Origin of the sequence: Antarcticibacterium flavum (assembly GCF_006159205.1) — a bacterium.
Lineage (GTDB): Bacteria > Bacteroidota > Bacteroidia > Flavobacteriales > Flavobacteriaceae > Gillisia > Gillisia flava.
Map to the genome: position 1 here is coordinate 1,241,461 of NZ_CP040812.1, position 24,080 is coordinate 1,265,540.

General features: G+C 42.0%; 20 protein-coding genes, 1 tRNA gene and 1 pseudogene. 11 read left to right on the top strand and 11 right to left on the bottom strand.

The features are described from left to right. Positions 1-156 precede the first annotated feature (156 nt). The 4 genes from FHG64_RS05195 to FHG64_RS05210 all read left to right on the top strand — a co-directional run bounded on the left by FHG64_RS05195 (position 157) and on the right by FHG64_RS05210 (position 5,099). A tRNA-Arg gene (locus FHG64_RS05195) sits at positions 157-230 on the top strand. Between the two features lie 815 nt (positions 231-1,045). Continuing rightward, on the top strand, positions 1,046-1,840 hold the full coding sequence (locus FHG64_RS05200; RefSeq protein WP_317133589.1) for a 2Fe-2S iron-sulfur cluster-binding protein: 795 nt from the start codon (positions 1,046-1,048) through the stop codon (positions 1,838-1,840). Between the two features lie 65 nt (positions 1,841-1,905). Continuing rightward, positions 1,906-2,898, top strand: a complete 993-nt coding sequence (locus tag FHG64_RS05205; RefSeq protein ID WP_139065429.1) for an FAD binding domain-containing protein — start codon at positions 1,906-1,908, stop codon at positions 2,896-2,898. 23 nt (positions 2,899-2,921) lie between these two features. Beyond that, positions 2,922-5,099, top strand: coding sequence for a xanthine dehydrogenase family protein molybdopterin-binding subunit (locus FHG64_RS05210; protein ID WP_139065430.1), 2,178 nt, complete (start codon positions 2,922-2,924; stop codon positions 5,097-5,099). Positions 5,100-5,206: 107 nt separating this feature from the next. Here FHG64_RS05210 and FHG64_RS05215 read toward each other — a convergent pair whose 3' ends face one another. From FHG64_RS05215 to FHG64_RS05235, 5 genes are all read right to left on the bottom strand, one after another. Continuing rightward, entirely contained in the window at positions 5,207-5,485 is a 279-nt protein-coding gene (locus tag FHG64_RS05215) for an ATP-dependent Clp protease adaptor ClpS (protein WP_139065431.1), read from the bottom strand. Positions 5,486-5,649: 164 nt separating this feature from the next. Then, positions 5,650-6,486, bottom strand: coding sequence for a 50S ribosomal protein L11 methyltransferase (gene prmA / locus FHG64_RS05220; RefSeq protein WP_139065432.1), 837 nt, complete (start codon positions 6,484-6,486; stop codon positions 5,650-5,652). Continuing rightward, positions 6,476-7,240 carry a triose-phosphate isomerase gene (gene tpiA / locus FHG64_RS05225; protein WP_139065433.1) on the bottom strand — a complete coding sequence of 255 codons (765 nt, stop codon included), beginning with the start codon at positions 7,238-7,240 and terminating at the stop codon, positions 6,476-6,478. Before tpiA ends, prmA begins: the two co-directional genes overlap by 11 nt. Before the next feature lie 312 nt (positions 7,241-7,552). After that, entirely contained in the window at positions 7,553-8,647 is a 1,095-nt protein-coding gene (locus FHG64_RS05230) for a BT_3928 family protein (protein WP_139065434.1), read from the bottom strand. A gap of 71 nt (positions 8,648-8,718) precedes the next feature. Further along, complete coding sequence (locus FHG64_RS05235; RefSeq protein WP_139065435.1) at positions 8,719-9,270, bottom strand: DUF1599 domain-containing protein; 552 nt, start codon at positions 9,268-9,270, stop codon at positions 8,719-8,721. Between the two features lie 98 nt (positions 9,271-9,368). Between FHG64_RS05235 and folP the strand changes: the two genes are divergently transcribed. Together folP and cdaA are read left to right on the top strand one after the other, a co-directional pair. Next, positions 9,369-10,193 (top strand): dihydropteroate synthase, encoded by an 825-nt coding sequence (gene folP, locus FHG64_RS05240; protein ID WP_139065436.1) that lies wholly within the window; start codon positions 9,369-9,371, stop codon positions 10,191-10,193. A 36-nt stretch (positions 10,194-10,229) separates the two neighbouring features. Further along, positions 10,230-11,003 carry a diadenylate cyclase CdaA gene (gene cdaA, locus FHG64_RS05245; protein WP_139065437.1) on the top strand — a complete coding sequence of 258 codons (774 nt, stop codon included), beginning with the start codon at positions 10,230-10,232 and terminating at the stop codon, positions 11,001-11,003. On the opposite strand, the gene FHG64_RS05250 is transcribed toward cdaA, so the two are convergent. Both FHG64_RS05250 and truA read right to left on the bottom strand, forming a co-directional pair. Then, complete coding sequence (locus FHG64_RS05250; RefSeq protein ID WP_139065438.1) at positions 11,000-12,766, bottom strand: ABC transporter ATP-binding protein; 1,767 nt, start codon at positions 12,764-12,766, stop codon at positions 11,000-11,002. The two genes, cdaA and FHG64_RS05250, sit on opposite strands and share 4 nt — an antisense overlap. Then, positions 12,767-13,513 (bottom strand): tRNA pseudouridine(38-40) synthase TruA, encoded by a 747-nt coding sequence (gene truA / locus FHG64_RS05255; RefSeq protein ID WP_139065439.1) that lies wholly within the window; start codon positions 13,511-13,513, stop codon positions 12,767-12,769. Positions 13,514-13,686: 173 nt separating this feature from the next. Between truA and FHG64_RS05260 the strand changes: the two are divergent. Then, positions 13,687-14,180: pseudogene (locus FHG64_RS05260) on the top strand (metallophosphoesterase family protein). Positions 14,181-14,883: 703 nt separating this feature from the next. Here the strand turns inward: FHG64_RS05260 and FHG64_RS05265 are convergent. After that, on the bottom strand, positions 14,884-15,294 hold the full coding sequence (locus FHG64_RS05265) for a DUF4293 domain-containing protein (RefSeq protein WP_139065440.1): 411 nt from the start codon (positions 15,292-15,294) through the stop codon (positions 14,884-14,886). A 200-nt stretch (positions 15,295-15,494) separates the two neighbouring features. On the opposite strand from FHG64_RS05265, the gene rho reads away from it, so the two are divergent. Further along, complete coding sequence (gene rho, locus FHG64_RS05270) at positions 15,495-17,369, top strand: transcription termination factor Rho (RefSeq protein WP_139065441.1); 1,875 nt, start codon at positions 15,495-15,497, stop codon at positions 17,367-17,369. 914 nt (positions 17,370-18,283) lie between these two features. After that, positions 18,284-18,952 (top strand): hypothetical protein, encoded by a 669-nt coding sequence (locus FHG64_RS05275; protein ID WP_139065442.1) that lies wholly within the window; start codon positions 18,284-18,286, stop codon positions 18,950-18,952. 51 nt (positions 18,953-19,003) lie between these two features. Here FHG64_RS05275 and gldC read toward each other — a convergent pair whose 3' ends face one another. Both gldC and gldB read right to left on the bottom strand, forming a co-directional pair. Beyond that, positions 19,004-19,342, bottom strand: coding sequence for a gliding motility protein GldC (gene gldC / locus FHG64_RS05280; RefSeq protein ID WP_139065443.1), 339 nt, complete (start codon positions 19,340-19,342; stop codon positions 19,004-19,006). Further along, a complete protein-coding gene (gene gldB, locus FHG64_RS05285) occupies positions 19,342-20,301 on the bottom strand; it encodes a gliding motility lipoprotein GldB (RefSeq protein ID WP_139065444.1) in 960 nt (319 codons plus the stop codon). Before gldB ends, gldC begins: the two co-directional genes overlap by 1 nt. A gap of 106 nt (positions 20,302-20,407) precedes the next feature. Here gldB and nadE point away from each other — a divergent pair, with 106 nt between their 5' ends. Continuing rightward, the gene (gene nadE / locus FHG64_RS05290; protein WP_139065445.1) at positions 20,408-21,199 is read left to right on the top strand and encodes an NAD(+) synthase; all 792 of its coding nucleotides are present in this window, start codon (positions 20,408-20,410) and stop codon (positions 21,197-21,199) included. A 130-nt stretch (positions 21,200-21,329) separates the two neighbouring features. Next, positions 21,330-21,971, top strand: a complete 642-nt coding sequence (locus FHG64_RS05295; RefSeq protein WP_139065446.1) for a response regulator — start codon at positions 21,330-21,332, stop codon at positions 21,969-21,971. Here FHG64_RS05295 and dnaG read toward each other — a convergent pair. Then, positions 21,964-23,922, bottom strand: a complete 1,959-nt coding sequence (gene dnaG, locus FHG64_RS05300) for a DNA primase (protein ID WP_139065447.1) — start codon at positions 23,920-23,922, stop codon at positions 21,964-21,966. The genes FHG64_RS05295 and dnaG overlap by 8 nt on opposite strands. Between the last annotated feature and the right edge of the window lie 158 nt (positions 23,923-24,080).

Genomic DNA, 24,080 nt, shown 5'->3' on the forward strand with positions numbered 1-24,080 from the left:
CTGGAGTCAACTCTTTTTCAAGTAAGAAGAAAAATATCTACTACCCGCCAGGGGCCTTGTATGAGCTTCCCCCTGTTGCCGGTCAAATTTGCATAAAAAAAGCCTCTCTTTGTTTTCGGTTTTTTAAAAATAAACATATATTTGCACCCGCAAAACGGCCTCGTGGCGCAACTGAATAGCGCATCTGATTACGGCTCAGAAGGTTACAGGTTTGAATCCTGTCGAGGTCACTTAAAGCAGAAAGTTCGCACGAAAGTGCGGACTTTTTTTGTGTTTGGAAAAGCTGAGCAACGCTCAAAGCTTGGGAAAAAATAAAAAAAGTGCCACGTCCCGGAGAGCGGGGCCACTTTCTATTTTCAGGAGGGGGTTCAAAGGAAAAACGAAGTCACTCCTGTCGAGGTCACGAAGCAAAATCCCAATTAGCTAAATATGAAGCTGTTGGGATTTTTTGTTTATAAAATGTGTAACTTTTCGTGTCACTTCAGTTAGAAAAGGTAATCCAAAATTTTTATCGCACCAGGAATAGTAGATAAACAATTCGTTCTTTAATTAATTGCCTCCAACCTACGCTCCTTCCTACACTCTCAAAGGTTCTTATTATAGATTTACAACAGATAAATACCAACCGTTCTTAGGAACCTATGAAAGAAAAAAGGCAAAAATATTTGGATTTATAAAAATGCTGAATTGAATGTGCGGAATTACAAATTCTATCTTCTTCCGGCCATTCAAAGAACCACATCTGCTGCCCGGACTACAGATTTGCCAAATCAGATTATGTAAAATAATTTGAAAAATTTCATTCTTATCGCTTTTTATCGCAGCGATTTCAAATTGCATTTAATATTCCCCGCCGGTATTTGCAGTTTTAATTTTACTAATATTTTGATAATAAAGGTATAAGGCTGATTTATATTTTTTATTTTTCAAAGACTAAGGTTAAACGACAAAAAAAGCTCCGGGGTGTAATGTGTGTTTAATACCATGTCAAAGGTTATATCTGTCTGACTTTTAGACCTGAAAAATAAAATTTCTTATGGATGATATGGGAAAAGACAAAGAAAAACCACAGTCTTACAATTTATCTGAAGATGAAGAGAATATCCTGGATCAACTGGGACTAAAAGACGGAACCTCCCGTAGAAAATTCCTTAAACAAATTTCAGCAGCAAGCATAAGTGTTTATGCTTCTTCTTTTTTTACTAATGAGTTATTTGCAAATACAATGAAAAATCTGCCTGATAACCCCGGGGTTCTTCTCAATGAAGTAAAAGTGAACCTGCGGGTAAATAAAATGGTAAAACCATTGACCCTGGATTCCCGTACTACCCTGCTCGATGCCCTACGAGAAAGATTAGCTCTTACAGGATCTAAAAAAGGATGTGACCACGGCCAGTGTGGTGCCTGTACGGTACTAATAGATGGCAAACGTAAACTTTCGTGCCTTACGCTCGCAGCCACCTGTGAGAACAAGGAGATCACAACTATTGAAGGTTTAGTGCAAGAGGGGGAACTTCACCCTATGCAGGAGGCTTTTTTGAAACATGATGGCTTTCAATGTGGGTACTGTACCCCCGGACAGATCTGTTCTTCAGTAGCACTTCTGGAAGAAGCTGAAAATGGGGATGCGAGTTATGTTACCGAAAATTTTAAAAATTTCAAAACCGGGTTAAAACTTTCCGAAGAAGAGATCAGGGAAAGAATGTCTGGAAATATTTGCCGCTGCGGTGCCTATAACAACATTGTGCAGGCTTTTAAAGAAGTACATTCCGGTGGCGACGAAATGCCAACCTGGGAATTTGCTACAAAGGAGCAAATGGACAAGGCAAAGAATTCTTAAAGCAAACACATCAAATCCCTGGAAAGACTAAGAGTTAATTCAGGGGTTCTAAAAGCAATTTTAAAATGAGACCATTCAAATATACCGGTGCTAAGAATACAGAGGAAGCTTTGCAGGCGGCAAACTCCAATGAAGATGCCCACTATTTAGGGGGAGGTACAAATTTGCTCGACCTAATGAAGGAGGATGTGGAGCGTCCCGATGAGCTTATCGAGGTTGCAAGTCTGGATTATAAGAATATAACTTCAAATGAAAACGGCGGATTAACATTGGGTGCTATGCTCAATAATTCTGAAACTGCCAATCACCGGGAAGTCCGTACCCAATATCCTTTGTTGTCCATGGCGATGCTTTCGGCGGCCTCAGCACAACTTCGCAATATGGCGACCAACGGCGGCAACTTGTTACAGCGTACCCGTTGCCCTTATTTTTACGAAACCTCGATGCCCTGCAATAAAAGGGAGCCGGGCACAGGATGCGGAGCTTTAAATGGCATGAATGCTTTGCACGCCATCTTTGGGTGGAGCGATAAGTGTGTCGCAGTGCATCCATCAGATATGTGTGTGGCATTGGCAGCGATTGGGGCTACAGTAGAAGTACTGCAACCCGATGGCTCTTCAAGAATGATCGAATTTACAGACTTTCACCGTTTACCGGGAGACCAGCCGGAAAAAGATACCAACCTTTTGCCGGGAGAATTGATCACTGCTATTCACCTGCCGGAACCTGTATTTGCAGACCACTATTATTACTTAAAAATCCGTGAGCGGGCGAGTTATGCTTTCGCTTTGGTTTCTGTAGCGGCGGGTTTACAAATTAAGGACGGAGTGATCACCAGAGCCGGACTTGCATTGGGCAGCGTGGCCCATAAACCCTGGAAGTTAACAGAGGTGGAAACTTACCTTACCGGAAAAAAACCTAATCAGGAAAACTTTGAGGCCGCGGCCGGACTTGCTATGAAAGACGCAAAACCGCTTGAAGACAATAAGTATAAAGTAGAAATGGCTGCAAAGGGAATTGTCAGGGCATTAACCATGGCATACGAAAGAAAAGCATAAGCCCATTTCAAAAATAATATTTAATGAAGAAGACATTGAAAGAATCTGGAGTAGGAACACCTATTAACAGGGTAGAAGGCAAGTTAAAAGTAACGGGAATGGCAAAATATGCTACGGAATTTCCTGTGAAAAATAAAGTTTATGCACAGGGGATCAATAGTACTATTACCAAGGGAGAAATTATCTCTGTTGATACTTCTGAAGCTGAAAAGGTGGAGGGTGTACTTGCTGTGATTACCCATAAAAATGCTGAAAAATTAAAAACTTTTGAGGAGGAGATGCCCGAGCTTTCCACGCCGAGCAAAGCCCCTGTATTGCAAAGTTCAAAGGTTTATTATTACGGCCAGTATGTAGGGGTGGTGGTGGCCGAAACTTTTGAGCAAGCCCAATATGCAGCCAGGCTTGTGAAAATTGAATATAAGAAAGATCCTGATCCAACGTTCCAATTTGATGGCTCGCGATCTAAAGCCTATACCCCCGAAGCACAGGAAGATTATCTTCGTGGAAATATAGCCGAAGGATTGGCCGATGCCGATGAAACGCTTGATGAAACCTACACAACCCCCATTGAGCATCATCATCCTATGGAGTTGCACGCTGTGATAGCTTCCTGGGAGAACGGAAAGGTAACTGCTTATGCGAGTCAGCAAATAGTCGAAGATTCTATAATTTCAATTTCAGACACCTTTCAAATTCCGAAGAAAGATGTAAGGATAATTTCTGCTTATGTTGGTGGAGGTTTTGGTTCTAAATTATATACAGAGCGACATGTTATTCTAGCCGTTATGGCTTCGAAGATGCTGGGGCGTCCCGTCCAAATGACAGTTACACGGCAACAAATGTTTACCAATACCGGGATGAGGCAGCATAATGAGCAGCGAATGAAAATTGGAGCTAAAAAAGATGGTGCTCTTACCGCCCTTTCCCACGAGACTTTATCTCATACTTCTACTTTTCAGGAGTATCAGGAACCTTGCGGGATGATGTCAAAAATGCTTTATAATGTTCCTAACAACCAGATAAAATATCGATTGATACCAATGAATTTTCAGACCCCTTGTGCAATGCGTGCTCCGGGAGAAGCCACGGGCAGCTTTGCGCTGGAATCTGCTATGGATGAAATGGCCTGGAAGTTAAAAATGGATCCTGTAGAATTCAGGATTAAAAATGATACGCAGGTCGATCTTGGAGCAGACAAGCCTTTTTCTTCACGATTGCTTATAGAATGTTTACGCATAGGAGCCGATAGATTTGGGTGGGATGACCGCCCAAAGGAGCCGCGTTCCAGGCAGAAAGGAAACTGGCTTATAGGTTACGGGATGAGTGCGGCGTCAAGAAATGCACCTTACCAGGAAACCGCCGCAAAAGTGATCCTGGAGCTGGAGGATGAAAAGGTGTTTGCTACAATACAAATGGATGCTACAGATATTGGTACTGGAAGTTACACCATTATCGCACAAACTGCGGCAGAGTATCTCGACATTCCGGTAGAGCAGGTGACGGTGGAGTTGGGAGATTCCAATTTCCCCATCACTCCCGGTTCCGGAGGTTCCTGGGGAGCAGCTTCCTATTGCAATGGCGCGCGTGCCGCTTGTGAAAGTGCAATAACTAAATTAAAGGAAAACCGAAATATAGATAAGGATGAGGAAATAAGTGTTGCCGAACTGCTGAAAAAAAATCAGCTGAATAGATATGAAGCTGAAGGTACCGTGGCACCATCAGAAGAATTTGAGAAACATTCGGTATTCTCTTTTGGCGCGAATTTCTCTGAAGTATGGGTCGATAAGGATACCGGGATGTATCGTATAAAGCGCATGGTGAATGTAGGTTCTGCAGGAAAAATAATGAACCCTAAGACCGCATACGGCCAGATGATAGGTGGATTAACAATGGGTGCGGGAATGGTCCTTGCAGAGCAAACGAAGGTAGAACCAAATTTCGGGAATTTTATCACCCGCTCCCTGGCAGATTATCACGTGCCGGTAAATTTGGATATGGCCAATATAGATGTGATCTTTCTTCCGGAAGAGGATAAGATAGCCAATAAAATGGGCATAAAAGGGATTGGAGAACTTGGGATCACTAGTGTCGCAGCGTCATTGGCCAACGCAATTTTTAACGCCACCGGAAAGAGAATGCGGGACCTGCCAATCACTCCGGAGAAACTCATCAATGCGCCTTTAGAACCAGGAGTAACTTAATGCCAGAAAACCGATAACTCCTCCAGGGTCCCCGGCATTTCTACTAAAAAAAACATCCCTCAGGACAATTGTCCGGAAGGATGTTATCAAGTATAATACATAAGAGTTTACCCTACGATCTCTGCACTCAACCCGGCTTCCAATAGTTTGGAACACCTGGGTTTAAGGTCGGGATAGGCGCCGGTCTTTACGGTACACTTACCTTTGTAATGAACCAATAGAGAGCACTGCTCTGCCTGTTCCGGGGTATGTTCACAGGCATAGATAAGGGTCTCTATCACGTGATCAAAGGTGTTGACATCATCGTTATAAAGGACTATTTCGTAATTTTTCTGCTTCTTCGTCGAGGTCTTTACCTCTTCCAATACTTCTTCCTTCGTACTCATCTTCGTTCTTATTATGTTGATCTTCAATTCACAAAGATACAAAAGTTCATCTTTTGGTATTCTTAGTACATTGTTAACCCAATGATTTTAAAAAGTTATTTTTTCACCCAATATTGTTTCCCTTGGTCATAGAAACCCCGGTAAAATTACAATTCTCCCCGGGATTATTTCTTTACAAAACTTAAAGCCGTCCAGTTTTCCCGCACCAGCTGCTCTTGCATCTTAAAACCCTGTTCCTTGCATTTCTCTTCAATGGCAGGGATATCTTCGGTGTAAAACCCGCTTAAGAAAAGTTTGCCGCCGGGGGAGAGACATTCAGAATACAGGGGGATTTGATCCAGAAGGATGTTCCGGTTAATATTTGCAATGATGCTATCATAACTTCTCCCCTCCAGCAACTCTGCTCCACCTTCATAGACAGAAATAAGCTCACAGTTATTCCTCTCCACATTCTCCAATGTGTTTTGGTAACACCAGTTATCTATATCTATGGCATCAATTTCCTTTGCTCCTCTCATTTCTGCGAGGATGGCCAGCACGCCAGTTCCACATCCCATATCCAAAACCTTTTTTCCTTCCCACTCATTCTTCAGGATGAATTGCAGCATCATATGCGTTGTAGCGTGATGCCCTGTTCCAAAAGACATTTTTGGTTCTATGACAATATCATATTCGGTCTCGGGCTGCTCGTGAAAAGGTGCTCTTACAGAGCATTGGTCATCTACAATGATGGGCGTAAAATTCTTTTCCCATTCAATATTCCAGTTTACCTGCTCTATTTCCTTTGTGGAATAGGTGATGTTAAACTCGTTTGAATGCAAAATGTGTATTCCTGCAAGGATCTCCTCATCTACTTCTTCTGCCGGGATATAGGCTGTGATCCCGTCCTCATTTTCAACGAAACTCTCAAAGCCGGCATATCCAAGTTCTGCAATAAGTATTTCAGAAGCTGGTTGCAGGGGCTCAATGAGAAATTGATATTCTATATAATTAGTCGGCATCTTCAAAGGCATTAACAATAGCTAGAAAATCTATGGCTTTAAGACTGGCACCGCCAATAAGCCCCCCGTCAACATCTTCTTTTCCAAAGATCTCTTTTGCATTATCGGGTTTAACACTCCCGCCGTAGAGAATAGAAACATTCTCTGCTGTTTCGCTGTCATATTTATCTGCCACCAATTTCCTTACGTAAGCATGAACTTCCTGTGCCTGCTCTGGCGAAGCGGTCTCTCCCGTACCAATTGCCCAAACAGGTTCATAAGCCAGGATCACATTCTTCCAGTCTTCTTTTGAAAGATGGAAAATGGCGTTTTCCAGCTGACTTTTAACCACATCAAAATGCTTATCGCCTTTACGCTCTTCCAGTTCCTCTCCAAAACAAAAGATCACTTCCATTCCTGCCTCAATGGCTGCTGTAACTTTTTTTGCCAGGATCTCATCTGTTTCTCCAAACTGGGCACGTCTCTCACTATGACCAAGGATCACGGTATTCACCCCCGTACTCATCAACATTTGAGCTGAAACTTCCCCCGTATGGGCACCGCTTTTTGCAAAATGCATATTTTGTGCTGCTACTTTAACAGGAGTATCTTTAAGGGTTTGAAAAGCATGATAAAGACTTACATAGGATGGCGCCACGTATACCTCTGCAGTTGGTTCTTTTACGAGCTGCATCTTCAGGTGGTTGAGCAGTTCAGACGTTTCTGCCAGGTCATTATTCATTTTCCAGTTTCCGGCAACTATATTTTTCCTCATAATTTTGAATTTTTAGGGTTAGATGTAAGCGGAAGGACCTGCACCATACCAGGGAACAGATAGCATCTTTTTTCTGAAAAACCTTCAGCAAAAGCCTTCTTTGCAAATATATTCAATCGCAGTCAAACCATCTGCCTGATTAAGTTTTGTTTAATCTGAAATATTTCCGAAGAACCTTAATAAAAGATAATCTTTCAGAAGAAATTTAAGACAGGGCTTCTATTCCTACGGAAAAACCTGGAAAAGAATGGTTGCTTCATAGCCGTCTATATTCCAGATTCCAGCAGCGCAGCGGTCCAGATTCATTATAGTTTACAGCTTAATATCCTCTGCATCAAACCAGTGTTTCTTCTGCGTGATCGTTCCCCGGCGAAGTGTAAGTATGCCGGGATTGGAGCGTACTATGGTCTTTAAAAGGGTTTCATCTGCCTGGTAAAATTCAAAATCCAGTCCAAATTTATTCTTCAGGCTTTCCTGCGCCTCTGTACCCGAGGAAGTAAGGCCTACAACCCTGTAACCTTTGGCAGCAGCTTCCTCACTAAGGGATTTTACGGCAGGGTAGCCATCCCATTCTGTATTCCTTAGATTATAGGCTACGATCATCAATAATTTCTCCTCATCCAGGATCTCCATGGTCACATCTTCCCCGTCCTTCTCCAACTGAAAATCATTGATCGCAGGAGTAGCACCCTGCTTTACCAGTTTTGTCTCTACTCCCACAAATTCCCCGTCCACCTGTGGGAAGGTACCGCTATTCTTAAGGACCACCTCTTCCCCACCCCGGTTGAATTTCCATTGGTATTCATATTCATCTTTTGGAGCACCCTCTGGCTCCGTCATTTGCTCCTGTATATTATTCCCAACTTTATACGGGCGAAAATCTATAAGGGGTAAATGCATAAGTACATAGTAGGCAAAGGTGAAGCAAAGCATGAACGCAAGAAAAATGATCCAGCGGTGGGAAGCCTTTGCAAGAAATGGGGTGATATATTCCCTGTTAAGGAACAAGATCAAAATAAGCAACAGCAGCACTACATCCTTCGTAAAGGATTGCCAGGGTGTAAGCGGCATGGCATCTCCAAAGCAACCACAATCTGTCACCTTATTGAAATAAGCCGAATAAAATGTGAGGAAGGTAAAGAATACGATCATCACCAGCAGGCTCCAGGTGGTGAACTTTGGCAGGTAGCCTATGAGCAGCATAATGCCCAGTACCAGTTCAAATACCACCAGGATGATTGCCAGCACCAGTGAAAATGGTATCAGGAATTCCAGGTTTAGTACCTGTGCACTAAAATATTCCTGCAGCTTATATGAAAATCCCAAAGGATCATTTAGCTTCACAAATCCGGAAATAATGAATAATATCCCCACAAAGATCCTGGAAAATCCTACTAGTATTTTCATACGTACTTTTTCATTTTAAAATGCAACCTGCACAGTCATCACCGGGCGAAGCGATAACCTGTTGTAAAATATTACCCCTGTTCCACCGCCTCTTCCATTAGGATAAGTGCAAAAACGGCATAATTGATCATATCCTGGTAGTTGGCGTCTATACCTTCACTCACTAGCGTTCTACCTTTATTATCCTCAATTTGTTTCACCCGCAGGAGTTTTTGAATAATAAGGTCTGTAAGCGAACTTACTCTCATATCTCGCCACGCCTCCCCGTAATCATGGTTCTTATCTTCCATAAGGGCTTTGGTCGCGGCAATTTTCTCATCATAGAGTTCTGTTGCTCTTTCGGCGCTAAGGTCCGGCTGGGTGGCAATCCCCAGGTCCAGCTGTATGAGGGCCATTATGGAATAATTAATGATACCAATGAATTCTGGTTTTTCATCCTCGGCAACTTTGCGCACCTCATTTTCCTGCAGGCTGCGTATGCGTTGAGCCTTGATAAAGATTTGGTCGGTTAAAGAAGGTAGCCTCAAAATTCTCCAGGCGCTGCCGTAATCTTTCATTTTATTTACAAATAATTCGCGGCACATTGCAACCACCGCGTCGTATTGTTTTGAGGTATCCTTCATAGAACTATTTCAAATTTGCGTAAATTTAGGCCAGATTGTTAAGATAGTCAAAGTTAAACTTTTTACTGAAAAACCTACTCTCACCAGAATATACCTACATGACAATAAATTGCAAGGGAAACCTCATAGACCTAAGTACCCCAAAAGTAATGGGGATCCTCAATATTACTCCAGATTCTTTCTTTTCTGAAAGCCGTACCCAGACAGAAGAAAAAATATTGCAAGCTGCTGAAGAAATGCTGGAAGAAGGAGCCACATTCCTTGATATAGGTGGCTACAGCAGCAGGCCGGGTGCAAACGAAGTTTCTGTTAATGAAGAATTGGAAAGGGTCATACCTGCCATAGAATCGATCCTGAAAAATCATCCTGAAACCCTCATTTCCATAGATACCTTTCGCGCTGAAGTTGCATCGCAGGCAATCAAAGCAGGTGCTGCAATGGTCAATGATATTGCTGCGGGAAACCTCGACGGGCAAATGATGCAGGTAGTTGGCCAATTAAAGGTGCCATATATTATGATGCACATGCGGGGAACACCTCAAACTATGCAGGAACAAAATAACTACAAAGATCTAATCCAGGAGGTGATCTTTTATTTTTCAGAAAAGATTGCAGAGGCAAGGAATCATGGGATCAACGACGTTATCCTGGATCCCGGGTTTGGGTTTTCTAAAAATATCAGTCAGAATTTTGAGCTTCTCAATAAAATGGAACTGCTGCAAACCGCGGGCCTCCCTGTGCTGGCAGGACTTTCCAGGAAATCTACCATTTACAAAACATTAAGTTGTACCCCCGGGGAAGCCCTTAACGGCACTACCGTCCTTAACACAATTGCATTGCAAAAAGGAGCAGCCATCCTGCGGGTTCATGATGTGAAGGAAGCCATGGAAGCCGTGGAATTGGTAAGCAGGCTTAAAAACTAACTTAATATTTTCTACATTTACACAAAGCCTTGACATTTGGATTTTTTAAACCTTCGCATTCTTGATATAGTAGACATTGTATTTGTCGCCATCCTCCTCTTTTATCTTTATAAACTGGTAAAAGGCACTGTGGCAGTAAATATCTTTGTGGGGATCGTAATAGTGTACCTCATAGGAAAGCTCACCCAGCTGCTGGGTATGGAGCTGTTAAGCAGTGTGCTGGGGGAATTCATAGGTGTGGGGATGTTTGCGCTTATCGTAGTATTCCAGCAGGAGATAAGAAAATTCCTTTTAATGATTGGCTCAACCAACTTCACCCAGCGTCGAAAATTTTTCAGGCAGTTGAAATTTGTCAAAGACGATTCCCAGGTGACTACCAATGTAAATGCCATTGTTAAGGCCTGTGAAACTATGGGCCGCAACTTTACAGGTGCTCTTATCATTATTCAAAAAAGTACTAAACTGGATTTCGTAAAAAATTCCGGCGATGAAATGAATATTGAACTTAACCAGCCAATTATAGAATCTATTTTTCATAAAAGTGGCCCCTTACATGATGGCGCAATGATAGTGGAGGACAATAAGATTACAGCAACGAGGGTAATACTTCCTGTATCCAATGACAGGTCCATCCCTTTAAGATTCGGGTTAAGGCATCGTGCGGCAGTTGGAATTACTGAAAAAACCGATGCCCTGGCAGTAGTGGTAAGTGAAGAGACAGGACAGATCTCCTATTTAAAAGACGGGGAATTTGTGATGTTTGAAAATACAGATGAGTTGGTGGCAAAACTTAAAGACGACCTTACTTAAACAGATTCTTCGGCCATAAATTGTACTTCATAAAGGTTCTTGTAATAACCGTTCTGCACCTTTAGCAACTCCTGGTGAGTTCCCATTTCTACGATCTCACCCGCATCCATCACCAGGATCCTGTCGGCTTTCTTGATAGTGGCCAGCCTGTGCGCGATCACGATTGAGGTTCGTCCTTCAGTTATTTTATCTGTCGCATCCTGTATAAGTTGCTCGCTGTAGGAGTCTACAGATGACGTTGCCTCATCCAGAACCAGAATACTGGGATTACTCACATAAGCCCTCAGGAAAGAAATAAGCTGTCTTTGGCCACTGGATAACATCACCCCTCTTTCCTTCACATTATAATGATAAGCATTAGGCAGGGAAGCGATGAAATCATGCACTCCAATCTCTTTTGCCGCTTTGATCACGTCTTCTTCGGTTACGCCGGGATTATGAAGGGTGATATTGTTCATAATAGTATCTGCAAATAAGAAGACATTTTGCAGTACCACGGCAATTTCAGCGCGCAGCGATTTAAGGGTTATGTCGCGAATATCTATCCCATCAACCAGGATCCTGCCGCTGTTTATCTCGTAGAACCTGTTCAGCAAATTGATCACTGTAGATTTTCCTGCACCCGTGGCACCCACAATGGCAATGGTTTCTCCTGCTTTGGCTTTAAAAGAGACCCCTTTTAGCACTTCCTCGGCTTCATTATATCCAAAGCGTACTTCTTCAAATTCAATTTCACCTTTCAAATGATCTACGGTGGTAGTACCAGTATCGGCTATACTCTCCTCTGTATCGAGAATACCGAAAACCCTGTTGGCAGCCACCATTCCCATTTGCAGGGTATTGAACTTATCTGCAATTTGCCGAAGCGGCCTAAAGAGCATTTGTGCCAGTTCAATGAACATGATGATCACACCCAGGCTAATCGCATCATTATCTACCACCCGTAAACCTCCATACCACACAATAAGACCTATTGTTATGGAAGTGGACATTTCAGCAATGGGAAAGAAAATTGAGTTGTACCAAACGGTTTTCACCCAGGCTTTTCTATGTTTGTCATTTATATTTCTGAAGTTTTCGTATTCAACTTTTTCCCTTGTGAAAAGTTGTACGATCTTCATCCCGGTAATCCTCTCCTGCACAAAGGTGTTAAGATTTGCCACCTGGTTCCTCACATCTTCAAAGGCGATTTTCATTTTCTTCTGAAAGACCCTGGTCGCATAGAGAATGAATGGCATTACCGTAAGTACCAGCAAAGTGAGTTCCCAGCTATTATAGAACATGAATATAAGGATCACCAGCATTTTAAGAAGGTCACTGGCTATAACAAATAGACCTTCGCTGAAGATACTCGCAATAGTCTCAATATCACTCACCGCCCTGGTCACCAGTCTTCCCACTGCCGACTGGTCGAAATACTTCATTTTGAACTGAAGCATATGCTTAAAAAGGTTTACCCGCAGGTCGCGAATTACTTCCTGCCCCAGCCAGTTGGCAAAATAAATGAACAGGAACTGAAAGATCACCTCCAGAAAGAGGGCAGCAAACATAAGGCTGATATAAAAAACCAGGTTCTCATTATCCTGCGGAATAATGGAATCATCTATAGTAAGGCGTAAAAGATACGGCCTGGCCACCGCAAAAAATGACAAGAGAATAGCCGCAACTGCTACAAAATAGAAAGTCCATTTGTAAGGGTTGGTATATCCAAGCAGCCTTCTGAAAAGCTTAAAATCAAATGCGTTTCCTGTACTGTTTGCCATTTATTCTTTTACTATTGATCGCGGATATTCTATTCCGGTTAAAAATAATCCTTTTGCGGGAACAGAGGGTCCTGCGTTACTGCGGTCCCTGCTCTCCAAAATTTGTTTTATATATCCTTCCTCCATCTTCCCCAGTCCTACTTCCAGTAAAGTACCCACAATGGCCCTTACCATATTCCGCAGAAACCTGTCGGCAGTTATATTGAAAATTAAAAGATCCTTCTCCTGCTTCCACAATGCCCTTTTAATATGGCAATTGTAGGTCTTCACATCGGTCTTTGACCTCGAAAAACACTTAAAATCCCTGTGCTCCAACAGCACCGAAGCCGCTATATTCATTTTTTCCGCATCAGGCACTGTCTTAAGATGATGAGTAGTCTCAACCAGGAAAGGATCCTTTCGCAGGCTTATCTTATACTCATAACTCCTGCTGCGGGCATCAAACCTGGCATGCGCATCCTCTTTCACTTCAAAGACATCATAAACCGCAATATCTTCGGGAAGGATACCATTGAGCTTATAGAGAAATTTCTTCCCATCCTTTATATCTTCTGCATCAAAATGCACAAAATATTGGGAGGCGTGCACGCCGGTATCTGTCCTCCCCGCTCCTACTACCGGGGTTTCCTTTCTAAGGATAGTGAACAGGGCCTGCTCCAGGGTTTCCTGTACGGTTGGTGCATTGGGCTGGTACTGCCAGCCGTTATATGCCTTTCCGTTATAAGCCAACTCCAAAAAATATCTCAATCTAAATTGATACTTTTACGTGATTAAATGAATACCTGCAAAGATACGGCAAACTTCACAACCTGTCACAGGTTGGAAAGGGAGATTAGGAATGTCTTTATAAAATTATCTTATCCACCCTGCAATGCAACGGCGCAGCGGCAGCCCGATTCTTTGAAAAATTAAAAATTATTATGAAAAAAATATTATTGCTTAGTGATACTCATGGATATATAGATGACCGCATCCTGCATTATGCGGGGGAAGCTGATGAGATATGGCATGCCGGCGATATTGGCAATATTGAAGTGGCAGATCAATTAAAGGCTGTAAAACCTCTAAAAGCGGTCTATGGTAACATTGACGGCCACGGCATAAGAAAAGAATACCCCCTTAACCAGCGCTTCCTATGTGAGGAAGTAGATGTATGGATCACCCATATTGGGGCTATCCCAACAGGTACTCCCCTGCTGTTAAGGAAGAGATAAGAGCCAACACCCCAAACCTTTTTATTTGCGGCCATTCCCATATTTTAAAGGTAATGAACGACAAAAACCTGAAACTCCTCCACATGAATCCGGGCGCTGCAGGAAAGCAGGGATTCCACAAGAAGCGAACGATGTTAAGATTTAAGATCAACGGGAAAGAAATACAGGATCTGGAGGTGATTGAGTTGGGGGAAAAATAAGATTCGCTGCGCTGCTAGAATCAAGAATCAAGACCGCTGCGCTGCAAGACTGACCCTGGTTTGTTGTTTGTTGTTTGGGGTTTGTTGTTGTTTACCGTTTGCTGACTAGATTAGCGTTATTGGCGACTGTCTGTTGTTTGTTGTCTGTTGTCGGTTGTCAGTTGTCAGTTGTGAGTTATCAGTTGTTCGGTTGAAAAAAAATGACATCTGCACTGCGGGAAAAATGCTTTGTATTCTAAATGGCATATTTCGTATCAACCGGTTTAATCCTGTCAACTCTGTGAAACTCCAATTTAACTCCTGCGACTCTGTGGTTAAAAAAAATTAGCCTCGAAAAAATGAAAATCAACCTCGCAACTAACCTTAGGAGTTAGGCGGTTGTAGGGTGAAAAAGTTGTAGTGTTAAAAGGTTGTTAGTTGTGAGTTGTGACTGATCGGTTGTCGGTGGAAAAAAAATTAATTTGCCTTATTAAGATGCCTTTCTTCAGTTGGTTTTTACTCCAAAAACTCCGCGTAAAACTCCGTGTATAACTCTGTGGTTAAATTGCAATTAGCCTCGAAGAAATGAAAATCTTTCTCGATAACTGTCTTGTCTCTTGCCTCTTGGTTCTTGGTTCTTTTTTCCCGCGCAATTTTTTCCATAAAAAAACCCAAAGTTTTCACTCTGGGTTTTCTTCGCACTAATAACACTAAGATAATAGGTTTATCGAAACCGGTCGGCAGATTTTACGAGATCTTCATCCTTTTTTATGGCCTTGTTTGCCAGCACTAAAAAAACGATAGAAAGAACAGGAACAAACATCCCAATACCTTTCTCAGAGATATTCATCTCTCCAGGTAGAGTTAGCGACCAATACACGAAAACTCCTAGCAAAATAAAGTTTAATAATATATTGACTCGCCCCAGAACAAACTGGAGCTTTCTGTTTTTAAATAAAAAAATTGTCACCAGGGACAATACGGCCGAGCCTACAAAAAGAACCAGGGCCAGGAGAACGTCTTCAACATATACCGGTTGCCCGGCTTCATTGCTCCACAAAGAAACAAAAAATATCAAAACCCCGCTCAACAAAAAAGCGATAAATAAATATACAGTCTGGATACGTTGTAACATAGTAAGTAATGCAATTAGGGCAACAAAAATAAGTGTTTCTTTTTATATGAGGTGTTCAAAAATTTAAAATAAAGTTGTATTATTGCATTAAGATTTCCTAACCAATTCAATATAGGTTACTTAGGACTCCAATTTTTTTTTCGATTCTTCCTCGAGAAGTTTACAACAAAGCAATCACAAATTTATTCTTAATAAAATTCATGTTTGAAATTTCAGAATTAAAAGCTAAGAAGCTACCTGAGCTTCAGGACATAGCTAAATCCTTAAACGTACCAAAATACCGCACTCAAAAAAAGCTGGATTTGGTATATCAAATTTTGGATTACCAGGCAGCCAACCCTACTAAGGTGAAAGAGGTTTTAAACGAAGAGACTTCTTCCGGCAACACTCCTAAAGAATCAAAGCCCCGTGAGAAAAAGGGCAAGATTGGAGCCGATAAAAAAGGGCCAAAAAGGTCGCCAAAGGCAAATGAGCCCAAAGCTGAAACACAATCAAAGGAAGCAGACAACAGGAGCCGCAAAGAAGACCCCTCTGCAGGAAAACAAAATACTATGGAAGACAGGCAACATCAACAAAAATCAAAGCCTTCCTCTTCCCAAAAAGACGAAGCAAACGCAAAGGACTCCCGTCCTGCCCGTGATAATCGCAGTGACAATAAATCCAATAGAAGCGATTCTTCTAAAGATAGCTCCAAAGACAATCGTCCAAAAGGAGATTCCAACAGGGACTCAGGTAAAGATAACCGCAGCAGCAAACAGGATTCCAGGGATTCAAGAGATTCCAGAAATAAAGGAGATAAAGATTCCAGAGGAAATAAATCTGACGGAAATAAGGATTCACGCAGCAAGGATAGCGGCAATAAAAGCAACGGCAACCGGGATACCGGAAACCGTGACAGTGGAAACCGCGATAATGGAAACCGAGACAACCGTAACAGGTACCGTGAGCCAGATTATGAATTTGATGCTATTATAGAGAGTGAAGGGGTATTGGATATCATGCAGGACAACTATGGTTTCCTTAGATCATCAGACTATAATTACCTTTCCTCTCCAGATGATATTTACGTCTCCCAGTCACAAATTCGTTTATTCGGATTAAAGACCGGAGATACTGTTCTGGGACAAATACGTCCTCCTAAAGAAGGAGAGAAATATTTCCCGCTTATTAAGATCGTAAAAATCAATGGGCTGGACCCACAGGTGGTAAGAGACAGGATCTCTTTTGAGCACCTTACCCCCCTATTCCCAAAAGAAAAATTCAATATTGCTGAAAGGCAAAGTACCATCTCTACCCGGGTGATGGACCTGTTCTCTCCAATTGGAAAAGGACAAAGGGGAATGATCGTTTCCCAGCCAAAGACCGGTAAAACAATGTTGCTTAAGGATATTGCCAATGCGATTGCAGCCAACCACCCGGAGGTTTACCAAATCATCCTTTTGATAGATGAGCGCCCGGAAGAGGTTACAGATATGCAGCGCAATGTTAAAGGAGAAGTTGTAGCTTCTACTTTTGACCGTGAGGCACATGAGCACGTACGTGTTGCCAACATTGTACTTGAAAAAGCAAAGAGAATGGTAGAGTGTGGTCACGATGTAGTGATCCTGCTTGATTCCATTACCCGTTTGGCAAGAGCATACAACACTGTACAGCCTGCCAGTGGTAAGGTATTAAGTGGTGGTGTGGATGCAAACGCCCTGCACAAACCAAAACGTTTCTTTGGAGCTGCAAGGAATATAGAAGGCGGAGGTTCCCTTTCTATAATTGCTACAGCACTTACAGATACAGGTTCCAAAATGGACGAGGTGATCTTTGAGGAATTCAAAGGAACCGGTAACATGGAACTGCAACTGGACAGAAAGATCGCCAATAGAAGGATCTTCCCTGCAATTGATCTTACCTCTTCAAGTACCCGTCGTGATGATCTGTTACTTGATGAGAACACTTTACAACGTATGTGGGTTATGAGAAAGTATCTTGCAGATATGAATCCTGTGGAAGCTATGGAATTCATTAATGAAAGATTTAAACAAACCAAGAACAATGAGGAATTCCTTATCTCAATGAACGGATAAGACTTTCTTTTTAATACATAATCAAATCCGGTTGCCATTGGTAACCGGATTTTTTTTGTTTTATTAAAGATCCCATTTCCGTTCTAGCATTGACGGGCGACCATCCGGAAATAAAATTATGGTCTTCTTGGCTATATATATTTCGCCCCTTCAGGGCTCTAATTTATCTGTCGGAAATTTCACGATGGGCTGCACCCATCTATAAATATGGCGCCCCTCCGGGGCTCTAATCCATTATTGTGATTTTATGGCTATAGATATTGCGCCCCTCCGTGGCAATAATCTTTATTGAGATTTTAATGAATATTTCTCTCCTCCGGAGCTTTAATCTATTATTGTGATTTTAACTATGGCTGCACCCATCTATAAACATTATGCCCTTCGGGGCTCTCAACCTAATGATTTCCTCCCCTTCTTAAGCTAATGAGACAAGCCCTGAAAGGGCGTAATCTGCCAGCAACCCGTGAAGCGGGATGTGACTTTAAAGTCCGGTTAATATAGCCCTGAAGGGGCGTAATATTTCACCGGGAACATTGCAGACTTCCTATGGGAAATTTCTAAAAGGAAATATAAGATTGTTGGGGCCGATTAAAAAACCAGGTTTTTCCTTAAATCTTTCGGCACATAGGCTGGGGAAGAATTAAACTTGCAATGGCTGAATTTGAATGTGGAATTATGAAATTTTCAAAATTCGCGGGCAAAGGTTAGGTGACTCTTCTTAAGCACTCAAATTTTAGTTCAGGTTATAGAGTCCAGTAGCCACCGGCCTAAACTCTTTTCCCGGGTAATAATGGAATAACACCTGTAACTTTAGAAGCTCATTTCTAAATTTGGACCAAAATTTGACCTCTATTTTAACGGAAAAACACCTTAAATGAGTAAAGGTGGTTTTCTATTTGTACTTTTATCAAACTATGAAGATAATTCTCTTTCTTTTCCTTGCCTTCCTGTTCATCCACCCTGTTAAAGGACAAACCGGGCGCGATATCTTTCTTTATGAAACCACATTTTATTTTGACCAAAATGGATCGCCTCTTACCGAAGCAGAGTTTCAAAATGCCCTAAAAGAAAACCCGGCAGAATTTCATATGTGGGACCAAATTGAGAATGATAGTGTGAGGGTCTCCCGGCTCATTCCTAAAAAGGAAAAGCTGAAAGTTTCCTACCCCGATGTATTTAAGTCTGTTGAAAAAATAACCGGATCCTCCCTTGCAGGAAACCCGGTGATCATAATTTTCTATGATTACACCAATGACTTGTGTTCACCGGCTTCCAGTTTTAATAATTGGGATACCCTTAGAATAAGAAAAGATAAGAGGGCAGCAGATAACCTGAAACGCAGGATACAGCAGCAATATCCCAATGTAATTGCCTATCACTTCTTTGAACCCGGTATAACTATAGAACCCTCACAGCTTCACAAGGAATATTTTTTCCTTGACCGTGATCATTACTTTAGAAAGGGATTGTTTAAAACACAAGCCTCCTGTGGTTCCATTGCTATCATTAAACCGGGTGGAGCAACTATTATTCACCATGGAGAAACCGCTGTACCTGTAATTACCTCCTCTCTGTTTGAATAACCCGGGAGACATAGAAATAAACAGCTCCCCCTTCGGGGACCTGGGGGCCTCCTACTTCTTAACCAGGTCCATTTTCTCTGCAAAATAATCGCAGAAATCCTTCATAGTCGCAGTCATTTTCTCATCCTGGGTAGCCCGGTTAAAAGTATCACTCATCGCAACCAGGGTTTGGTGAAAGAATTTCTTCATCTCGTCCACAGGCATATCCTTGGTCCACAGGTCTATTCTCAATGTTTCCTTTGCTTCGCTGTCCCACATAGATAATAACATTGCCTTTGCTTCTTCCTTGTAGACATCTCCATCCTCTGCGCTCCAAAAAAGAGCTTCAGGAACCCGGTTCTCGTCAAGGACTACTTCAATATTTATCTCAGATTTCTTTAATTCAGCCATTATTTCCTTGGTTTATAATTTGATTGTTTAAATATGGTTTCTGCATCTGCCTGCAGCATTTCCTCCAGGCCTGCGCCGGTACGGCCCATATATTGACTTACGATCTTCCAGCCTATATATTGTCCCAGCATTGCCGGGGTTTCATTGTCCAGTTCCAGGTAAAATTTTGAAAAAGGAGCAGGATACAAGAACCTGGAATATAACTGGGAATCATTATCATATAATAGCTCCCTCTCCACAAAGTACCTCCATATGTACTCCTCATTTTCCTCTGCCCACGCCAGTTCTTCTGCCGTGTACCCTAATTTATGATTATCATTTGTTTCGGGCAGCCATAGATCCTTTAAATAGAGTATTTTCCCATAATAGATCATATGCGCCAGGAAGGTCCTGGACTGGGGGTTGGGTACATATTTTTCAGCATAACTTGCAGCCACATCGGGGAGGATCTGGTTCCGTTCAAAGTTCTTTTTCAGGTATTGCTGTATCCCCAGGTAGAATTCATGGTCCTCCCCCAGGTAGGTATCCAGGGAAATGAACAAATAAGGTTCTGCCAGGAGGACCTTATTGCGGTAATCAACTTCAGAAGTAACTGTTATCACCGTTGGCGCCTCAAACTTGGGAAAATAATATTTTATATGCTGAAATAAACTGTGAAGCTTATCCTCTTCAGCTGAAAAATCCCTAAAAGCATCGGTAACTTCGGTATTCAATTCCTGCTGGATACTGTCATTGATCCTCTCCAGCCACACGCTATCTGTAAACCTTTCAGGAAAAAGAAACGGATATTCAGCCTTGAGGTCTGGCAGGGTCTCAGCCGTTACATTTGCAAATTTTTGGTCAAATCGCACCACTTCAAAATCCACAGGTACCTGTTCTATTTCCTTTTCCACTTTGGACTTTTGGTCACAGGAAATGATACTAATTGCAAGCAGGAGATATAGGAGATTTCTTCGCATTCAAAAATTTATTGGGAAGGCTTTAACGCCGGCCACTTTTAATAATTATGGAATCTTGGTAAATTTGTTTGCAAAGGTATTACTTAGAAACTTAAACACATAAATTATGCAAACAGAAAAGGTAGTAGATCATATTGTAAACTGGTTAAAAGATTATGCCACCAATGCCAATATGAATGGTTTTGTACTTGGAATAAGCGGCGGCATAGACTCTGCAGTAGTATCTGCCCTTTGTGCAAAGACCGGTTTAAGAACCTTGTGTGTTGAAATACCAATTCATCAACATAAAAGCCAGGTCACCAGGGCGCAGCAGCATATCTCCTTTCTCAAGGAGCATTTTGCCAATGTGAGCAACCTGGAAGTAGACCTAACCCCTGTTTTTGAGGAATTTAAAAATGCAGTCCCCCCGGCAGAGGAAAATCCTAATACAGCACTGGCCCTTGCCAATACAAGAGCGCGCCTGCGAATGACCACTCTGTATTATTTCGCCGGCCTACATGGCTATCTTGTGGCCGGAACCGGCAATAAGGTGGAGGATTTTGGTGTAGGATTTTTCACTAAATATGGTGATGGCGGTGTAGACCTTAGTCCTATAGCCGACCTTATGAAAAGTGAAGTCTATGACATTGCAAGATTCCTGGAACTGGAAAATGATATTATAGAGGCAATTCCTACAGATGGCCTGTTTGATGACAGCCCCAGTGATGAAGAACAAATAGGTGCCAGCTATGATGAACTGGAATGGGCCATGAAAAAAGATGACGAAGGACATCAAGTTACCAGTTTCTCGGGCAGGGAACAGGAAGTTTTTAAGATTTATAAACGACTCAACCTTGCAAATCAACACAAAATCAATCCCATTCCTGTGTGCGAAATACCCGTTCATCTTAAAAACTAAACCTTTTATCGAATAAATCCCTCTGCTTTCAAAATTGAACATTTTATCATTTAATTTTAGGTATTCAATTTATCTAACCAACTAAATTGCATCGCCCCTACCTCTGTAATATTAGTGTTAATAACGCTATATGAGTACAATTTTAATTGCAGATCATCATCCCATTACCCGCGTGGGTATAACCTCGTTGTTAAGTGAAAATGATGACCTTGAGGTATTAGACAATGTCACAAGCGGGCAGGAACTTTTTAAATATTTAAAAAATAATGAGCTCCCAGATGTATTGGTGATTGAGCTTGACCTGCCAGAAATTAACGGCATCAATGCGCTTCGCACCATTAAAAGCCAGTTCCCGGGCACCAAAATGCTTATTTTTAGCTGCCATCCGGAAGAAATGTATGCCATAAGTGCTATAAAAGCAGGAGCTTCAGGTTATCTCGCAAAAACCGTCTCTACAGATATTTTGCAGCAGGCCATACAACAGGTTGCCCGCGGCGGTATCTATCTCAATAAGAATATTACCGACAGAATCAACTCTGGAGTTAATCAAAACAATGGACTTATTTCCAAATTCAAGAAACTTTCAACAAGGGAGGCAGAGGTTTTAAATATGCTGGCCACAGGAAAGAGGAATAAAGAGATTGCAGAGGTCCTTGACATCAACGAAAAGACGGTTAGCACCTATAAGACAAGGCTTCTAAAGAAGCTGAAGGTAGATAACCTCGCAGATCTTATCCACCAGACAAGGCTGCTGCAGTTACATACTACATAACCCGGTTCAATTTATTTGAGAGCACCTTTTTAAGGGACAGGTAGTCCATGATATCTTCCATGGTAGCACTGGGGTCTTCCGGTTTCTTCTCTTTAATCTCCCGGGATAACTCATCTATTTTTTGACTTATAAGAAACCTTCGAAGAGATAATATTGTTTCATTTACCAGCCTTGAAATTGTAACATCCTTGGTTTTTACCATGATCTCCATTCGCTCCCAATCGTGAAGAACATACTGCTCCTCTTCCATCAGCAGAGTGGTAACCTCTGCTGAAAGCAGGGGATCAAGCTGATTGATGAATTTCTCAAGGTTGAGTTCTCCCTGCTCATTAAGGTGGCCTATGATCCTCGTGTAGATATCCCGAAACTTTTCGTTTGTAAAGGCAATCTCATCTTCCTGCAGGTCCAGGAAAATCTTCTCAAATACTTTGGCCTTTTGAAGTTCGGGTTCAAGGACAAGGTCCCCCTTATCATTTTCCTTAAGCACCATATCTTCAAACTCTTCTTCCACTGTGCCATAAAGCATAAGAATACTTATGATCTTGCGCTCCAGCTCAAAGAGTTCATCAACTTTGGGAGAAACCTGCGGAGAGTCCTTTACTACCTCCATTGAGTTGGGTTTTGAAGTCTTTCCGGGAGCGGCCTTCCCTTCTTTCGCCAGCATTTGGGAAAGCGTCGAGAAGAGTACATCTTCACTAATATCCATAATTCGTGAGCACTCCTGTATATAAACCTCCTGCTGGATCTGGTTGGGAATTTTTGCAATACTGGAAACCATATCCTGGATTAGTCCTGCACGTTTCACAGGATCATTCTTAGCATCCTGATACAATAGGGAAGCCTTAAATTCTATGAAATCCTTTGCATTCTCGTTAAGATAGTCCTGCAGCTCCTCTGTAGAATTCTTTCTCGCAAAACTATCTGGATCTTCCCCATCTGGAAACACACACACCTTCACATTCATTCCCTGCTCGAGGATAAGGTCAATTCCTCTTATCGATGCCCGCATCCCGGCGGCGTCCCCATCGAAAAGCACAGTAATGTTCTTCGTGAGCCTGTTTATAAGCCTTATTTGTTCTGATGTAAGAGAAGTTCCCGAAGAGGATACCACATTATGTATCCCGCTTTGGTGGAACTGTATCACATCTGTATATCCCTCTACCAGGTAACAGTTATCTTCTTTTGCGATGCTTTGCTTGGCGTGATAGATCCCATAGAGGACCTTGCTTTTATGGTAGATCTCACTCTCCGGCGAATTGAGATACTTTGCGGCTTTCTTATCATTGGTTAAAATTCTCCCTCCAAATCCCAGTACCCTGCCAGACATGGAATGTATGGGAAACATCACCCTGCCTTTGAACCTGTCAAATTGTTTCTCCCCCTTTACAATGGTGAGCCCGGTTTTTTCCAAATATTCCAACTTGTAACCTTTCCCCAATGCTTCTTTCGTAAAAGCATCCCATTCATCGAGGCAATAGCCCAGTCCAAATTTTTCTATGGTGTCTTTTGTGAAGCCTCTTTCAGTAAAATAGCTTAGCCCTATGGCTTTTCCGGGATCTGTTTTAAGAAGGGTATTCTGGAAGTATTTACTCGCAAATTCAGACACGAGGTACATGCTCTCGCGTTCATCTGCCTGCTGCTTTTGCTCCTCGTTTTGCTGCGTTTCCTCGATCTCGATATTGTACCTTTTAGCGAGGTATTTAATTGCTTCGGGATATGTAAAATGCTCATGCTCCATAAGGAAAGCAACAACGTTACCTCCTTTTCCACTGGAGAAATCCTTCCATATTTGTTTCACAGGGGAAACCATGAAACTGGGGGTGCGTTCTTCAGAAAAAGGGCTTAAACCTTTTAAATTGGAACCCGAGCGCTTAAGTTGTACAAAATCCCCGAGCACCTCCTCTACACGGGCGGTCTCAAATACCTGATCTATAGTGTTTTTTGAAATCAAATCTTGGCGGAAATATGTATGCAAGATGCAACAAATGAATAAAAAAAGAGAACAATTTTCAAATAAATGAAAACTATCCTCTTCAAACATCTTAGCAGAATGTTATAATTTAAACATCAAAACCTGCACCACATTTTAATGTTATTCTAATCATAACA

Excerpts from the sequence above, each read along its gene's own strand:
- gldC (WP_139065443.1), bottom strand. The coding sequence starts at position 19,342 with ATGGCTGAATTAAAGAAATCTGAGATAAATATTGAAGTAGTCCTTGAC.
- FHG64_RS05230 (WP_139065434.1), bottom strand. The coding sequence starts at position 8,647 with ATGAAAATACTAGTAGGATTTTCCAGGATCTTTGTGGGGATATTATTC.
- nadE (WP_139065445.1), top strand. The coding sequence starts at position 20,408 with ATGCAAACAGAAAAGGTAGTAGATCATATTGTAAACTGGTTAAAAGAT.
- FHG64_RS05275 (WP_139065442.1), top strand. The coding sequence starts at position 18,284 with ATGAAGATAATTCTCTTTCTTTTCCTTGCCTTCCTGTTCATCCACCCT.
- FHG64_RS05295 (WP_139065446.1), top strand. The coding sequence starts at position 21,330 with ATGAGTACAATTTTAATTGCAGATCATCATCCCATTACCCGCGTGGGT.
- prmA (WP_139065432.1), bottom strand. The coding sequence starts at position 6,486 with ATGCCGACTAATTATATAGAATATCAATTTCTCATTGAGCCCCTGCAA.
- tpiA (WP_139065433.1), bottom strand. The coding sequence starts at position 7,240 with ATGAGGAAAAATATAGTTGCCGGAAACTGGAAAATGAATAATGACCTG.
- FHG64_RS05250 (WP_139065438.1), bottom strand. The coding sequence starts at position 12,766 with ATGGCAAACAGTACAGGAAACGCATTTGATTTTAAGCTTTTCAGAAGG.
- FHG64_RS05265 (WP_139065440.1), bottom strand. The coding sequence starts at position 15,294 with ATGTTACAACGTATCCAGACTGTATATTTATTTATCGCTTTTTTGTTG.
- rho (WP_139065441.1), top strand. The coding sequence starts at position 15,495 with ATGTTTGAAATTTCAGAATTAAAAGCTAAGAAGCTACCTGAGCTTCAG.
- FHG64_RS05235 (WP_139065435.1), bottom strand. The coding sequence starts at position 9,270 with ATGAAGGATACCTCAAAACAATACGACGCGGTGGTTGCAATGTGCCGC.
- FHG64_RS05215 (WP_139065431.1), bottom strand. The coding sequence starts at position 5,485 with ATGAGTACGAAGGAAGAAGTATTGGAAGAGGTAAAGACCTCGACGAAG.
- folP (WP_139065436.1), top strand. The coding sequence starts at position 9,369 with ATGACAATAAATTGCAAGGGAAACCTCATAGACCTAAGTACCCCAAAA.
- FHG64_RS05200 (WP_317133589.1), top strand. The coding sequence starts at position 1,046 with ATGGGAAAAGACAAAGAAAAACCACAGTCTTACAATTTATCTGAAGAT.
- gldB (WP_139065444.1), bottom strand. The coding sequence starts at position 20,301 with ATGCGAAGAAATCTCCTATATCTCCTGCTTGCAATTAGTATCATTTCC.
- FHG64_RS05210 (WP_139065430.1), top strand. The coding sequence starts at position 2,922 with ATGAAGAAGACATTGAAAGAATCTGGAGTAGGAACACCTATTAACAGG.
- FHG64_RS05205 (WP_139065429.1), top strand. The coding sequence starts at position 1,906 with ATGAGACCATTCAAATATACCGGTGCTAAGAATACAGAGGAAGCTTTG.